Origin of the sequence: Mycolicibacterium sp. Y3, from assembly GCF_051188035.1 — a bacterium.
GTDB lineage: Bacteria > Actinomycetota > Actinomycetes > Mycobacteriales > Mycobacteriaceae > Mycobacterium > Mycobacterium fluoranthenivorans.
In genome coordinates this window covers 4,511,420-4,525,220 of sequence record NZ_JAVQLT010000001.1, presented here as the reverse complement: position 1 = coordinate 4,525,220, position 13,801 = coordinate 4,511,420, and the positions used below count along the sequence as shown (strand labels likewise).

At 68.3% G+C, this 13,801-nt stretch carries 13 protein-coding genes and 1 pseudogene; 9 read left to right on the top strand and 5 right to left on the bottom strand.

The window, feature by feature from the left end:
• The first annotated feature begins 14 nt into the window (after positions 1-14).
• Complete coding sequence (locus QN239_RS22120; RefSeq protein WP_499013581.1) at positions 15-1,043, top strand: substrate-binding domain-containing protein; 1,029 nt, start codon at positions 15-17, stop codon at positions 1,041-1,043.
• Between the two features lie 19 nt (positions 1,044-1,062).
• Positions 1,063-1,468 (top strand): annotated as a pseudogene (locus tag QN239_RS22115) (catalase); the annotation flags it as partial.
• On the opposite strand, the gene QN239_RS22110 reads toward QN239_RS22115, so the two are convergent.
• Genes QN239_RS22110 through QN239_RS22100 form a run of 3 tightly spaced genes read right to left on the bottom strand, consistent with a single transcriptional unit; the run spans position 1,465 to position 3,499 of the window.
• The gene (locus QN239_RS22110) at positions 1,465-1,770 is read right to left on the bottom strand and encodes an intersectin-EH binding protein Ibp1 (RefSeq protein ID WP_499013577.1); all 306 of its coding nucleotides are present in this window, start codon (positions 1,768-1,770) and stop codon (positions 1,465-1,467) included. The pseudogene QN239_RS22115 and the gene QN239_RS22110 sit on opposite strands and share 4 nt — an antisense overlap.
• Before the next feature lie 40 nt (positions 1,771-1,810).
• A complete protein-coding gene (locus QN239_RS22105) occupies positions 1,811-2,653 on the bottom strand; it encodes an aldo/keto reductase (RefSeq protein ID WP_499013576.1) in 843 nt (280 codons plus the stop codon).
• A 6-nt stretch (positions 2,654-2,659) separates the two neighbouring features.
• On the bottom strand, positions 2,660-3,499 hold the full coding sequence (locus QN239_RS22100; RefSeq protein ID WP_499013573.1) for an aldo/keto reductase: 840 nt from the start codon (positions 3,497-3,499) through the stop codon (positions 2,660-2,662).
• Here QN239_RS22100 and QN239_RS22095 point away from each other — a divergent pair.
• The 7 genes from QN239_RS22095 to sepIVA all read left to right on the top strand — a co-directional run bounded on the left by QN239_RS22095 (position 3,498) and on the right by sepIVA (position 11,269).
• On the top strand, positions 3,498-4,583 hold the full coding sequence (locus QN239_RS22095; RefSeq protein WP_499013570.1) for an alpha/beta hydrolase: 1,086 nt from the start codon (positions 3,498-3,500) through the stop codon (positions 4,581-4,583). The two genes, QN239_RS22100 and QN239_RS22095, sit on opposite strands and share 2 nt — an antisense overlap.
• A gap of 35 nt (positions 4,584-4,618) precedes the next feature.
• A complete protein-coding gene (locus QN239_RS22090; protein WP_499013567.1) occupies positions 4,619-5,347 on the top strand; it encodes a DsbA family protein in 729 nt (242 codons plus the stop codon).
• The gene (locus QN239_RS22085) at positions 5,347-5,967 is read left to right on the top strand and encodes a vitamin K epoxide reductase family protein (protein ID WP_499013564.1); all 621 of its coding nucleotides are present in this window, start codon (positions 5,347-5,349) and stop codon (positions 5,965-5,967) included. Before QN239_RS22090 ends, QN239_RS22085 begins: the two co-directional genes overlap by 1 nt.
• 36 nt (positions 5,968-6,003) lie before the next feature.
• The gene (locus tag QN239_RS22080; protein WP_499013562.1) at positions 6,004-9,405 is read left to right on the top strand and encodes a pyruvate carboxylase; all 3,402 of its coding nucleotides are present in this window, start codon (positions 6,004-6,006) and stop codon (positions 9,403-9,405) included.
• Positions 9,402-9,950 carry a 16S rRNA (guanine(966)-N(2))-methyltransferase RsmD gene (gene rsmD / locus QN239_RS22075; RefSeq protein WP_499016923.1) on the top strand — a complete coding sequence of 183 codons (549 nt, stop codon included), beginning with the start codon at positions 9,402-9,404 and terminating at the stop codon, positions 9,948-9,950. Before QN239_RS22080 ends, rsmD begins: the two co-directional genes overlap by 4 nt.
• A gap of 11 nt (positions 9,951-9,961) precedes the next feature.
• On the top strand, positions 9,962-10,438 hold the full coding sequence (gene coaD / locus QN239_RS22070) for a pantetheine-phosphate adenylyltransferase (protein ID WP_499013561.1): 477 nt from the start codon (positions 9,962-9,964) through the stop codon (positions 10,436-10,438).
• Between the two features lie 87 nt (positions 10,439-10,525).
• Positions 10,526-11,269, top strand: a complete 744-nt coding sequence (gene sepIVA / locus QN239_RS22065; protein WP_499013559.1) for a cell division protein SepIVA — start codon at positions 10,526-10,528, stop codon at positions 11,267-11,269.
• On the opposite strand, the gene QN239_RS22060 is transcribed toward sepIVA, so the two are convergent.
• Together QN239_RS22060 and QN239_RS22055 are read right to left on the bottom strand one after the other, a co-directional pair.
• Positions 11,266-12,477, bottom strand: a complete 1,212-nt coding sequence (locus QN239_RS22060) for an SfnB family sulfur acquisition oxidoreductase (RefSeq protein ID WP_499013556.1) — start codon at positions 12,475-12,477, stop codon at positions 11,266-11,268. The genes sepIVA and QN239_RS22060 overlap by 4 nt on opposite strands.
• Positions 12,474-13,643, bottom strand: coding sequence for an LLM class flavin-dependent oxidoreductase (locus QN239_RS22055; RefSeq protein ID WP_499013554.1), 1,170 nt, complete (start codon positions 13,641-13,643; stop codon positions 12,474-12,476). Before QN239_RS22055 ends, QN239_RS22060 begins: the two co-directional genes overlap by 4 nt.
• Positions 13,644-13,801: the final 158 nt, after the last annotated feature.

Here is a 13,801-nt window from a genome sequence, read left to right as displayed (position 1 = left end):
GCTACCATGAGGTCATGACTGCACGGCGGGTGACGATCATCGAGGTCGCCCGCCACGTCGGCCTCTCGAAGACAACGGTGTCCGACGCGCTGCACGGCGGCGGACGGGTTTCCGCCGCCACCGCGGCACGCGTCGCCGCGGCCGCCCGCGAGCTCGGCTACGTCACCAATCGCGCCGCCCGGCAATTGCGCGGCAGCAGGCTCGGCGCGTTCGGTATCTACATTCCGCCGATCGCGCGGAACTTCCACTTCTACATGGAGTTCGCGTTCGGGGCCGCCCACGGTTCGGCCGAACACGACGCCGATCTGACGTTGTTCGCCCGCGAGGCCGAGGTCGGGCCACGGCATTTCCAGGTAGACGGGGTGCTGGCCGTCGACCCGTTGCCCGGTGATCCCATGCTCGAGCGCTTGGCCGATGCCGGCATCCCCATGGTGACGGCGGGGCGGCCACCCACATCCCTGGCCGATGCGGTCGTGGCGGTCATCGAAGCCCCACACGGCGAACTCACCCGTATCGTGCTCGACCATTTGCACGAAAGTGGCTTCCAGCGGCCGGCTTTCGTGGGTTCGAATCGGCAGTTCTATTCCTCGTGGGCCGACGATGTGCGGCAAAGCTACCTGGACTGGTGCGTGGCCCGCGCGGTGGAACCGTCGGCGTTCGATTGCTCGCTCGACGCCAACGCGGAAGAGTTGAGCGCCGCCGTGCGCTCGGCCGTCACCCCCGCCGGCGTGGACGCGCTGGTATGCGCTCCGCAGGGCTTCGCGGGGCGGGCGATCGGCATCCTCGAGTCAGGCGGCACGCCGGTCGGTCCGGGATTCGGGTTGGCGTCGTTGAGCGCCGATCCGGCAACGGAATTGGGGAATCCGCGGATCACAGCGGTGGACCTCGCGCCGTGGACTTTCGGCCGCGACGCGGTCAATCTGCTGGCCGCCGTGGTCGCCGGAGAACCTCGGCCCTACCTCAACCGGTTCGAGGACGTCGCTGTCCGCAAAGCCGGTGAAGCGGTCGGGCGGTCCCGGGAGCCATCGGGGGAAGCGTTGTAGGGGTGGGGGCAGAACCGGCCGTTTGTGGGTACCGCGCGGCGACTACCCGCTACCTGAAGTGGGGCGAATGACGTTGAATCGCAACGTCACCGACTACCACGCCGAGATCGAGCAGGCGGCCTTCGAGCCGAACAACCTTGTGCCCGGCACCGGGTTTGAGTCCGGACAAGATGCTGCTGGCCCGTGGTTTGTCCTACGGCCATGCGCACCGATACCGACCCGGTGTATGCGCCGAACTCGACGGGTGGGCCCGGGGTAGATCCCACCCGCACCGCCCTAGGCCTTAAGCGCGGAGGACGACGACAGGGGCCAGGCCGGCACGACGGTGTGCGACGTTCTCGGCGATGATGCTCGGGAGCGATTGGCGCAACGTCGACCCCGATCTGGGCAAGAAGGTCGAGGAGGGCTGTCGACGGACGCGTTAACGCCCCACCTTGGACGTCGGCGATGGACTGGGCGTCGGCGGCTCCTCGCCCAGGCCGAGGCACTCGTACGAGTTCTGTCCGGTGCACGGGATACCGTCCACCTCGGGCAGCGGATCGGGTCCCGAGCCGAAGGTGATCTGCGGTGAGTTCGGCACCACATGCGGCATGCACACCCCGGTGTACAAATCCTCGACCTCACCGCCCGGACACATTGCCGACGGTGCCGCGGCGGCCACCGGCAACGCCACCGCCACGATCGCCAGGGCGAGGCTCGCGGCCCCTGCGCGCACCGAAAAACCCACCGGCGCAGGTAACTCCACCGAGATGTCCGCGCGATGAACGCTAGGTGCCGGTGTAGGTGGCCGGATCCGGGCGATACCGGGTGCCGTCGTCGAGCGAGCTCAGCGTCGCCATGTGCGTCGTGGTCAACTCGAAGTCGAACACGTCGACGTTCTCCGCGATGCGCTCGGGTGAGGACGACCGGGGAATCACCACGTTGCCCAGTTGCAGGCTCCACCGGATCAGCACCTGTGCCGGGGTCTTGCCGTACTCTGCGGCGATCGCGGTGATGGTCGGGTTGCTCAGCAGCTTGCCCACCCCGAGCGGACTGTAGGCCTCGGTGACGATATTGCGTTCGGCGTTGACCGCACGCAGCGCCGCCTGATTGAGCAGCGGGTGCAGCTCGATCTGGTTGACCACCGGGCTGTTGTAGGTGAGATCGATGATCGTGGCGAGTTCCTCTGCACCGAAATTGCACACACCGATCGACTTGACCAGCTTGTCGGCGCCCTGCAGGCGCATCAGCGCACCCCAGCTGTCGACGTACTTGCTGGTGTCCCCGGCCGGCCAGTGGATCAGGTACAGATCGAGGTAATCCAGACCGAGACGCTCCAGGCTGGCCTTGGCGGCATCCTGCCCGGACTGGAACCCTTGGTCGGCCGTCGCCAGTTTGGTGGTGACGAAGATCTCGGCACGCGGGATGCCGGATGCGGCGATGGCGCGCCCGACTCCCGCTTCGTTGCCATAGGCGGCAGCGGTATCGATAAGGCGCACACCGATTTCCAGTGCCGCCGCGACGGCGCGCTCGGCTTCGGTGTCGGAGAGCTCACCGACACCGATACCCAGCGCCGGAATGGTGTTGTCATCGCTGAGCCCAACATTGGGCACAGCAGCTACCGAGGTCATGTCTACCTACCCTGTGAAATTGAACGTGCGTGGATCGGGACCCAGCCGTGTGCCGTCGTCGAGCGTGGCGATGGATGCGATGTCGTGGCTGCTCAGTTCGAAATCGAACACGTCGAAATTACTCGCAATCCGGTCAGGGTTCACCGACTTCGGGATCACGATATTACCCAGCTGGATGTGCCATCTGATGAGCACCTGGGCAGGTGTTTTGCCGTGCGTGTCCGCCACGGTGGTCACCACCGGGTCGCTGAGTAGTCCGCCCTGGCCCAGCGGGCTCCAGGCCTCGGTGGCGATGCCCAGCTCCACGTGCACCTGCCGCAGTTCCTGCTGCGGCAGACGCGGGTGCAATTCGATCTGATTGACGGCGGGGACGATCCCGGTATCGGCGATCAGCGTGCGCAGATGCTCGGGGGCGAAGTTGCTCACCCCGATGGACCGAACCCGGCCCTGCTCGCGCAGGTGTGCCAGCGCCTTGAAGGAATCCACGAACAGGTTGGCCGCCGGAACGGGCCAGTGGATGAGGTACAGGTCCACGTAGTCGACGCCGAGACGCTCGGCACTGACGTCGAAAGCCTTCAGACCCTTGTCGTAACCCTGGTCGGCGTTCCACAGTTTGGTGACCAGGAACACCTCCTCGCGCGGCACCCCGGAGGCCTTGATCGCGTGACCGACCTCGGACTCGTTGCCGTACACGGCCGCGGTGTCGATGTGCCGGTAGCCCGTCGACAGGGCCGCTTCGACGGCGCGTTGCGTCTCTTCCGGCGGCGTCTGCCAGACTCCCAACCCGACGGTTGGTATGGCATTGCCGTCGTTCAGCACGATCGTGGGTTGCGTAGGAGGAGTCATGACGCAAAGTCTGCCAGCATGGCGGAATCCTGGGCGGTTACGTCTGCGGGCCGCCAGCACGGCCGGCCGGATCGGCGTACCGGTGATGGCCAGAATCCCCGACCCGGTGAAACGGCTGCTGCTGGGGCGGCGGGCGATCACCATCGACGGCAACACCCTGGACACGTCGCTGCAGCTGATGCTCGCGGCGCAGCACCTGACCGGGGTGCGTGGGTTGAGCGCCAGTGACGACATTCCCGTTTCGCGCCGGCAGCTGAGCAGGGCGGCCGCGGCGTTCCGGACGCCGGTCGTGGTCCCGGTCCGCGACTTCACGGTTCCCGGGCCGGCTGGTCTGATCCCGGTGCGTCATTACCGGTCCGGTGACGGTGCCGCGCTGCTGGTCTTCTACCACGGCGGCGGCTTCGTCGAGGGTGGCATCGACACGCACGACGCGCTGTGCCGACGCCTCTGTCACGACGCCGGCGTGCACGTGTTGTCCGTGGACTACCGGCTTGCGCCCGAGCACAAGGCGCCCGCCGCGGCCGACGACGCGGACGCCGCCTACCGCTGGTCGCTGGAGCATGCCGGTGAACTCGGTGCCGACCCCGGTCGGGTGGCCGTCGGCGGTGACAGCGCGGGCGGGAATCTCGCCGCGGTTGTCACGCAGTCGGCCCGGGCCGCCGGCGTGCGATTGCCGGTTCTGCAGGTGCTGCTCTATCCGGTCACCGATTTCCAGGGCTCGACGGTGTCCAAGACCCTGTTCGCGGACGGGTTCTTCCTGGCCAAGACGAATATGGACTGGTTCCGGCACCACTACCTGGCCGGGTCGGCGACCGACCCCGGTGATCCGCGGGTGTCGCCGCTGCTGGCCTCCGATCTGTCGGGCCTGTCACCGGCGCTCGTGGCCACCGGCGGGTTCGACCCGCTCCGTGACGAGGGCCGGTCTTACGCGCGGGCGCTGGCCGCCGCCGGGGTCGCGGTCGACTGGCGGGAGTACGGCTCGCTGGTGCACGCCTTCGCCAATTTCTTCCCGCTCGGGGGTGGGAGCGAGGCCGCCGTGGCCGACCTGACATCGGCGCTGCGGGCCCATCTGAGCCGGACCTGAGAACGTCCGCGCGGGGCGCCGGTAGGCTGCACCCCGTGGCGAACAAACCCAAACGTCCGGCCAGCTATGACCTCAAGGCCGCCGACCGCAAGCGCAATCTGCTCATCCAGATCGGATTGACCTCCGTGGTCGTCGTGTTCGCCGTGGCGCTGGTCCTCTACATCGTGATGTCCGGTGACAAGAAGGCCCCCGCCGGTGAGGCCAAATCCGTCCGGGTGACCTCGAGCAAGCTCATCACCAAGGACGGCACCTCCGAACCGAAGGCGGTGCTGTCGCTCTACGAGGACTTCCTGTGCCCGCACTGCGGCGCGTTCGAGAAGCAGTTCGGTCCGACGGTGAGCAAGCTCATCGACACCGGCGCGGTGGCCGCCGACTACTACATGGTCGCGATCCTCGACGCCCCGAGTAACCAGAACTATCCGTCCCGGGCCGGCGGCGCCGCCTACTGCGTGGCCGACGAGTCCATCGACGCGTTCCGCCGCTTCCACGCCGCGATGTACGCGCAGCAGCCGAACGAGACCGCGCAGACGTTCCCGACCAATGCCCAGATCATCGAGACGGCGCGCCAGGCCGGTGCGGCCGGCAAGGTCCCGGACTGCGTCAACAAGAACAAGTACGTCGACATGGTGCAGGGTCTGGCTCAGGCCACCAAGATCAATTCCACGCCGACGGTCCGGATCAACGGCGAGGACTACCAGTTCAGCACTCCCGAAGCGCTGGTCGCCAAGGTCAAGGAGATCGTCGGCAATGTGCCGGGGCTCTGATGACCGCCGCAGCCGCCACTGACGAGCCCGACGTCGAGGTACCCGACGACGGGGTGCGCCCCGCGAGTGCCTGGTGGGTGCTCATCGCCGGCGTCGTCGGATTGGCGGCGGCGCTCACGCTGACGATCGAGAAGATCGAGCTCCTGATCAACCCGGCCTACGTGCCGTCGTGCAGCATCAACCCGGTGCTGTCCTGCGGGTCGGTCATGATCACCCATCAGGCGTCGGTGTTCGGTTTCCCCAATCCGCTGATCGGCATCGGTTCCTTCAGCGTCGTGGTGGTCACCGGTGTGCTCGCGGTGGCGAAAGTGCGGCTCCCGCGCTGGTACTGGATCGGGCTGACGATCGGCAGCGCCTTGGGCGTGGTGTTCGTCCACTGGCTGATCTTCCAGAGCCTGTACCGCATCGGTGCACTGTGCCCGTACTGCATGGTGGTCTGGTCCGTCACCATCCCGCTGTTCGTCGTCGCCGCGTCCATCGCCCTGCGTGGGGAGGCCGCGACCAGCACTGTCGGCCGTCTGCTCTACCAATGGCGCTGGTCGCTGGTGGCGCTCTGGTTCACCTCACTGCTGCTGATGATCCTGGTGAGGTTCTGGAATTACTGGTCAACGCTTCTGTAACACCGGGGTTACGGCGGGAAAGTTAGGGTTCACCTCGTGATTTCCAAACTCTTGGTAGCCAACCGCGGTGAGATCGCCATCCGCGCATTTCGTGCGGCATACGAACTCGGTATCGCCACCGTCGCGGTGTACGCGTACGAGGACCGCAATTCGCCACACCGCCTGAAGGCCGACGAGTCGTATCAGATCGGTGAGGTCGGGCATCCGGTGCGGGCCTACCTGACCGTCGACGAGATCATCCGGGTCGCCAAACACGCCGGGGCGGATGCGGTGTATCCCGGCTACGGCTTCCTCTCGGAGAACCCGGAACTGGCGGCGGCGTGCGCGCGGGCGGGCATCACGTTCGTCGGTCCTGGTGCGCACGTCCTGGAGCTGACCGGTAACAAAGCCCGTGCCATCGACGCCGCGCGCGAGGCCGGGCTGCCTGTGCTGGCCTCCTCGGCGCCGTCGGCGTCGGTCGAGGAGCTGGTCGCGGCGGCCGCCGAGATGGAATTCCCGTTGTTCGTCAAGGCGGTGTCCGGCGGCGGTGGCCGCGGTATGCGGCGCGTGGTGGATCTCGGCGGGCTGGCCGAGGCGATCGAGGCGGCCTCGCGAGAGGCCGAATCCGCGTTCGGTGATCCCAACGTGTACCTGGAACAGGCAGTGCTCAACCCGCGCCATATCGAGGTGCAGATCCTGGCCGACGCCACGGGCGAGGTCATCCACCTGTTCGAACGGGACTGCAGTGTGCAGCGCCGTCACCAGAAGGTCATCGAGCTCGCCCCCGCGCCGAACTTCAGCCAGGAACTGCGGGACCGGATCTGTTCGGACGCAGTCGCTTTCGCCCGCGGCATCGGGTATTTCTGTGCGGGCACGGTGGAGTTCCTGCTCGACGAGCGTGGCCATCACGTGTTCATCGAGTGCAATCCGCGGATCCAGGTGGAGCACACGGTGACCGAGGAGATCACCGATGTGGACCTGGTGTCCTCCCAGTTGCGCATCGCCGCGGGGGAGACGCTGGCGCAGCTGGGCCTGGCGCAGGACACCCTGACCATCCGCGGGGCGGCCATGCAGTGCCGTATCACCACCGAGGACCCCGCCAACGGGTTCCGCCCGGACACCGGCCGGATCACCGGGTACCGCTCCCCGGGCGGTGCGGGCATCCGACTCGATGGCGGCACGAACCTGGGTGCCGAGATCGGCGCGCACTTCGATTCCATGCTGGTGAAGCTCACCTGCCGCGGCCGGGATTTCGGCGTGGCGGCGGCCCGCGCCAAACGTGCGTTGGCGGAGTTCCGGATTCGCGGGGTGTCGACCAATATCCCGTTCCTGCAGGCCGTGGTCGACGATCCCGATTTCCGCGAGGGACGGGTGACGACCTCGTTCATCGACGACCGGCCGCAGTTGCTGACGGCCCACATTCCCGCCGATCGCGGTACCAAGATGCTCAACTACCTGGCCGAGGTGACGGTCAACTCACCCAATCGGGACCGTGAGCGGGTCTACCCGCAGGACAAGCTGCCCGATGTCGACGTCACGTCGGGCCAGCCGCCGGCAGGGAGCAAGCAGCGGTTGGTGGAGCTGGGTCCGCAGGGGTTCGCCGACTGGCTGCGTGATTCGCCGGCTGTCGGCGTCACCGACACGACGTTCCGCGATGCGCATCAGTCGCTGTTGGCCACCCGCGTGCGTACCACCGGATTGTTGGCCGTCGCGCCGTACATGGCGCATATGACGCCGGAGTTGTTGTCCGTCGAATGCTGGGGTGGGGCGACTTACGATGTCGCGCTGCGGTTCTTGAAGGAGGACCCGTGGGAGCGGCTGGCCGCCCTGCGGGAGGCGATCCCGAACATCTGTCTGCAGATGCTGCTGCGGGGCCGCAACACGGTGGGCTACACGCCGTACCCGGAGATCGTGACCAACGCGTTCGTCCAGGAGGCCACCGACACCGGGGTCGACATCTTCCGCATCTTCGATGCGCTGAACAACGTCGAATCGATGCGGCCCGCCATCGACGCGGTACGCGAAACCGGTTCGGCGATAGCCGAAGTCGCCATGTCCTACACCGGCGACCTGTCCAATCCGGCCGAGCAGCTCTACACCCTGGACTACTGGCTGCGCCTGGCCGAAGAGATCGTCGACGCCGGGGCGCATGTGCTGGCCATCAAGGACATGGCCGGCCTGCTGCGCCCGCCCGCGGCGGCGACATTGGTTGCCGCACTGCGGTCGCGGTTCGATCTGCCGGTGCACGTGCACACCCATGACACGCCCGGCGGGCAGCTGGCCACCTACACGGCGGCCTGGCAGGCCGGCGCGTCGGCGGTCGACGGTGCGGCTGCACCGCTGGCGGGCACCACCAGCCAGCCGGCGCTGTCGTCGATCGTGGCGGCCGCGGCGCACACCTCGTTCGACACAGGATTGTCCCTGGACGCCGTCTGCGCCCTGGAGCCGTACTGGGAAGCACTGCGAAAGGTCTACGCGCCTTTTGATGTTGCGGCGTCTGGTCTTGTTTCCCCGACCGGCCGGGTCTACACCCACGAGATCCCCGGCGGCCAGCTGAGCAACCTGCGCCAGCAGGCCATCGCACTGGGGCTCGGTGGCCAGTTCGAGCAGATCGAGGGTGCCTACGCGGGCGCTGACAGGGTGCTCGGCCGGCTGGTGAAGGTCACCCCGTCGAGCAAGGTGGTGGGCGATCTGGCGCTGGCGCTGGTCGGCGCCGGAGTCACCGCCGATGAGTTCGCGGCCGACCCGGCCCGATTCGATATCCCGGACTCGGTGATCGGCTTCCTGCGCGGCGAACTCGGTGATCCGCCGGGAGGCTGGCCGGAACCGTTGCGCACCAAGGCTCTTGAGGGCCGCGCGCCGGCCAAGCCCGAGGTCGCCCTGGCCGTCGAGGACGAGAAGCTGCTGGCGCAGCCCGGGCCGGTACGGCAGGCGACGCTGAATCGGCTGTTGTTCCCTGGCCCGACGCGCGAGTTCGAAGCCCATCGCGAAATATACGGCGACACTTCGGGTTTGAGCGCGAATCAGTTCTTCTACGGTCTGCGCCACGGTGACGAGCACCGCATCCGGATCGAGAAGGGTGTCGAGCTGATCGTCGGCCTGGAGGCCATCTCCGAGCCCGACGAACGGGGTATGCGCACGGTCATGTGCATCATGAACGGGCAGCTGCGCCCGGTGCTGGTACGCGACGAATCGGTGGCCGCCGAAGTTCCGGCCGCCGAGAAGGCCGACAAGACCAATCCCGATCATGTGGCGGCCCCGTTCGCCGGGGTGGTCACCGTCGGTGTCGCGGTCGGGGACGCCGTCGAGGCCGGGCAGACCATCGCCACCATCGAGGCCATGAAGATGGAGGCCGCCATCACCGCGCCCAAGGCCGGCACCGTGGCGCGCGTCGCCGTCAGTGCCACGGCACAGGTCGAAGGCGGCGACCTACTGGTGGTGGTGGGGGGAGCGACCTGACCCGGATCGTCGCCGGAGCCTATGGCGGGCGCCGCATCTCGGTGCCCGCCAAAGGGACCCGGCCCACCACCGACCGGGTCCGCGAGTCCCTGTTCAACGTGCTGGCGGCGCGGATGGACTTCGACGGTGCGCAGGTGCTCGACCTGTACGCGGGCTCGGGGGCGCTCGGGTTGGAAGCGCTCTCGCGTGGGGCGGCCGGGGCGTTGTTCGTCGAATCGGACCGCAAGGCCGCGGCGGTGATCACCGACAACATCGCCGCGCTGCGCGCCGCGGGCACCGTGCGATGCGCGCCGGTGGCCAAAGTGCTCGCCGGTGGCGCCGGTCGGCCGGCGGATCTGGTGTTCGCCGATCCGCCCTACGAGTTGGGGGCCACCGAGGTCGAGGCGGTGCTTGCCGCGCTGCTGCGGCACGGGTGGGTGGCGGCCGGTGCCGTCGCCGTCGTCGAACGTGCCGCCGGCGGTCCCGCACTGAGCTGGCCCGACGGCTGGGAACCCGTCGACGATCGGCGCTACGGCGACACCCGGCTGGAGTTCGGCATCGCGTAGCGTCTTGGGGCATGAGTGGCGCCGTTTGCCCAGGATCCTTCGACCCGGTCACCCTCGGTCATATCGACATCTTCGAGCGGGCGGCCGCCCAGTTCGACGAGGTCGTGGTGGCGGTACTGGTCAACCCGAACAAGAACGGCATGTTCAGCGCCGAGGAGCGCATCGAACTGATCCGGGAGTCCACGGGCCACCTGTCCAATCTGCGGGTGGAGGCCGGCAGGGGCCTGGTGGTCGACTTCGTCAAGGAACGCGGCCTGACGGCCATCGTCAAAGGGCTGCGCACCGGGACCGATTTCGAGTACGAGCTGCAGATGGCGCAGATGAACAAGCACGTCGCCGGGGTGGACACCTTCTTCGTGGCCACCACGCCGCGCTATTCGTTCGTCTCGTCGTCGCTGGCCAAGGAGGTGGCCGCACTCGGCGGTGATGTCAGCGACCTGCTGCCGGAGCCGGTCAACGCCCGGTTGCGCGCCAAGCTGAACAGCTGACCGCGCGACACACCGTACGACAAACCCAGTCACAGGCGTAACACCAGGCACACTGGTCACTAACAACTACGCCTGGAGGGTGTTGCCGTGTACCGAGTCTTTGAGGCGCTTGACGAACTCAGTGCGATCGTGGAAGAAGCACGCGGCGTGCCGATGACGGCCGGTTGCATGGTGCCCCGCGGTGACGTCCTGGAACTGCTCGATGACATCAAGGACGCCATCCCCGGCGAACTCGACGACGCCCAGGACGTGCTCGACGCCCGGGACGCCATGCTCAACGAGGCTCGCGAGCACGCCGATTCGACGGTGTCCTCGGCCAATGCGGAGGCCGACTCCCTGCTCAACCATGCGCGCAGCGAGGCCGACCGGATGATGGCCGAGGCGAAGTCGGCCGCCGACCGGATGGTGCACGAGGCCCGCGCACACGCCGACCGCACGGTGACCGAGGCACGCGAGGAGGCCGCGCGGATCAACGCCGCGGCCAAGCGCGAATACGAGGCCAGCACGGTCCGGGCAAAGTCCGAGGCAGACCGGCTGATCGAGAACGGCAACATCTCCTACGAGAAGGCCGTGCAGGAAGGCATCAAGGAGCAGCAGCGGCTGGTCTCGCAGACCGAGATCGTGCAGACGGCCACCGCCGAGGCCACCCGCCTGGTGGACTCCGCCCATGCCGAGGCGGACCGCCTGCGCGGGGAATGCGATATCTACGTCGACAGCAAGCTCGCCGAGTTCGAGGACTACCTCAACGGCACCCTGCGCTCGGTGAGCCGTGGCCGGCATCAGCTGCGCACCGCCGCCGGCACGCACGACTACGTGACGCGCTCGGCCTAGAGCTGACCGTGCCGGGGCGGCAACGTCCCGGACAGCGTGTAGCGGCCGATGTGCTGCACCTTCCAGCGGGTCGGATCGTGCAGGGTGTGCGTCCGCGCGTCACGCCAGTAGCGGGACAGATTGGCTGTGGCCGAAGCACTTCGGGTACCGCCGAGTTCGAAGAGCGTGCTGGCCGCCTCCAACGACGCACGCGTGGCGGCCACCTTGGCGACCGCCACCGCGATCGACGCCTCGGCCGCGCTGTCGGCGTTCAGATCGGCGGTGGCCCGGTCCACCGCCCGACCGGCCTCGGCCAGCAGTGCCTGCGCGCCTCGGACCGTCACGGTGAAGTTCCCGGCGACCTGGATCAGCGTCGGATCATCCACGGCCGCCGACTCTTCGGACTCGAAATGCGGCCGCGCCTTGGCGGCCTGGCGGACGCCCTCGGCCAGGGCGGCCGTGGCGATCCCGACATCCAGCGCGGTGTGTAACAGCTGCGCCCGCGCGCCATAGACGCTGGGGCCGGCGAAGATCGGCGTGAACGGAATCACGTGGGCGGCGGGCACCACCACATCGTCGAGGGTGACCGTGCCCGACGCGGTGGTGCGCTGACCCATCCCGTCCCAGTCGTCGACCACCGTCAGCCCGGGCGCGCCGGCCGGGACGAAGGCCACCGCCTTCGGCGTCGACGAGGTGGGAGCCTGCGCGGGATCCTCCGGCACGGAGGCCCGCACGATCACCCAGTCGGCGAAAAGTGCACCGGTGGAGTAGAACTTGCGGCCCGACAACAGGTAGTCACCGGATGCGGAAGGCACCAGGACCGTGGTGTCGACGTCGATACGACCAGAGCGTTCGGACTGCGCGTTCGCGAAAAGTGCGCCGTCGAGCACCAACGCGTAAAAGAACTCCTGCTGTGCCGGGGTGCCTTGCAGGCGCACCGCTTCCAGGAACGTGTAGTGCGAGTGCGGTATCTGCGCCAGCGACGCGTCGGCGTGCGCCAGCAGCCGGAACACCTCGGCGATCACCGACGCCGGTGCGTCGATCCCGCCGAACGCGACCGGCACCGACAAGGCGAGCAGCCCGGCATCTTTGAGGGCCTGCACCTGCTCGTGGGGGAGTTCGCGTCCCGCGTCGCGCACCCCGGCCCCCTCGGCGAACGCCTCCGACAGCGCCGCGGCCACCACCAGTGCGTGGTCGGCATCGAGGATGCGGGTGACGGCCCGGGTCACCGTGCCGAGCCCACGAACGGGATGGACACGCTCGGCGCCTCCGAGGCGCCCGCGTTGAAGAGGCCGCGCTGCCGCAGGAGCGGCACCACACCCTCACCGAACCAGAACAGTTCCTCCAGGTGCGGGTAGCCGGAGAAGATGAACTCGTCGATGCCGATCTCGGCGTATTCGGCGATCCGGTCGGCCACCTCGGTGTGGCTGCCGACCAGCGCCGTGCCCGCCCCGCCGCGCACCAGGCCCACGCCCGACCACAGGTTCGGCGCGATCTCCAGGCTGCGGGCATCGCTCCACGTGCCGTCGGCCCGGTTGGCGGCGTGCAGGGCCAGCATCCGGCGCTGGCCTTCGGACTGGCTGCGGGCCAGGCCGGCCTGCGCGGCGCGCACGGTGTCCTCGTCGAGGGCGGCGACCAGCTTGTCGGCCTGTGCCCAGGCCTCTTCGGAGGTGTCGCGCGAGATGGTGTGTAGCCGGATCCCGAAGCGCAGCGTGCGGCCCTGCGCGGCGGCCTCCGCACGGATCCAGGCGATCTTCTCGGCGACCGCGGCCGGCGGTTCACCCCAGGTGAGGTACACATCGGAATGCCGGGCGGCCACCGGGCCGGCCGCTTTCGAGCTGCCCCCGAAGTACAACGGCGGCACCGGATTCGGCGGTACCGCCAGCGCGGCCTCTTCGATATCGAGGTATTCACCCTTGTGCGTGACGGTCTCGCCGGCCCACAGGCGGCGCACGACGTCGAGGAACTCATCGCAGCGCCGGTAGCGGGCGTCCTTGTCGAGGTGGTCGCCGAAGGCGCGCTGCTCGTGCGCCTCGCCCCCGACGACGACGTTGAGCAGGATGCGGCCCGGCGCGTGCCGGGCGAACGTGGCGGCCATCTGAGCCGACAGCGTGGGGCTAACCAGACCGGGACGGAACGCCACCAGGAATGACAGCGACGTGGTCTCGCGCGCCAGCAGCGCCGCGGTGATGAACGCGTCCTCGCACCACGCGCCGGTGGGGATGAGGGCTCCGGTGAAGCCGAAGCGCTCGGCGCTGCGCACGATCGAGGCGAGGTAGTCGATGGTGGCCTCGCGATCGCCTCCGGCGGCACCGGCCGGCGTGCCGTGGCCCCCGCCGACGATCAGGCGGCTGTCGCCGTAGGTGGGCAGGAACCAGTGCAGCTTCACAGTCACGGGTCGAGTATCGGCGGCCGCGGCCCGGGAAAACGCCACCACCTGTGCGCGATGCGCGACGCAACCGATCTCACCGGCCACAGCGGCGCCGGTGAATAAAAATCTCGATGATCGAGGATCGGCCCCGATGGGCGCCCAGCCACACCAAAGTAGGATCA

Bases quoted from the DNA above. Each gene is read 5' to 3' on its own strand.
- QN239_RS22120 (WP_499013581.1), top strand. From the start codon at position 15: ATGACTGCACGGCGGGTGACGATCATCGAGGTCGCCCGCCACGTCGGC.
- QN239_RS22105 (WP_499013576.1), bottom strand. From the start codon at position 2,653: ATGACCTCGGTAGCTGCTGTGCCCAATGTTGGGCTCAGCGATGACAAC.
- QN239_RS22095 (WP_499013570.1), top strand. From the start codon at position 3,498: ATGACGCAAAGTCTGCCAGCATGGCGGAATCCTGGGCGGTTACGTCTG.
- QN239_RS22100 (WP_499013573.1), bottom strand. From the start codon at position 3,499: ATGACTCCTCCTACGCAACCCACGATCGTGCTGAACGACGGCAATGCC.
- QN239_RS22085 (WP_499013564.1), top strand. From the start codon at position 5,347: ATGACCGCCGCAGCCGCCACTGACGAGCCCGACGTCGAGGTACCCGAC.
- coaD (WP_499013561.1), top strand. From the start codon at position 9,962: ATGAGTGGCGCCGTTTGCCCAGGATCCTTCGACCCGGTCACCCTCGGT.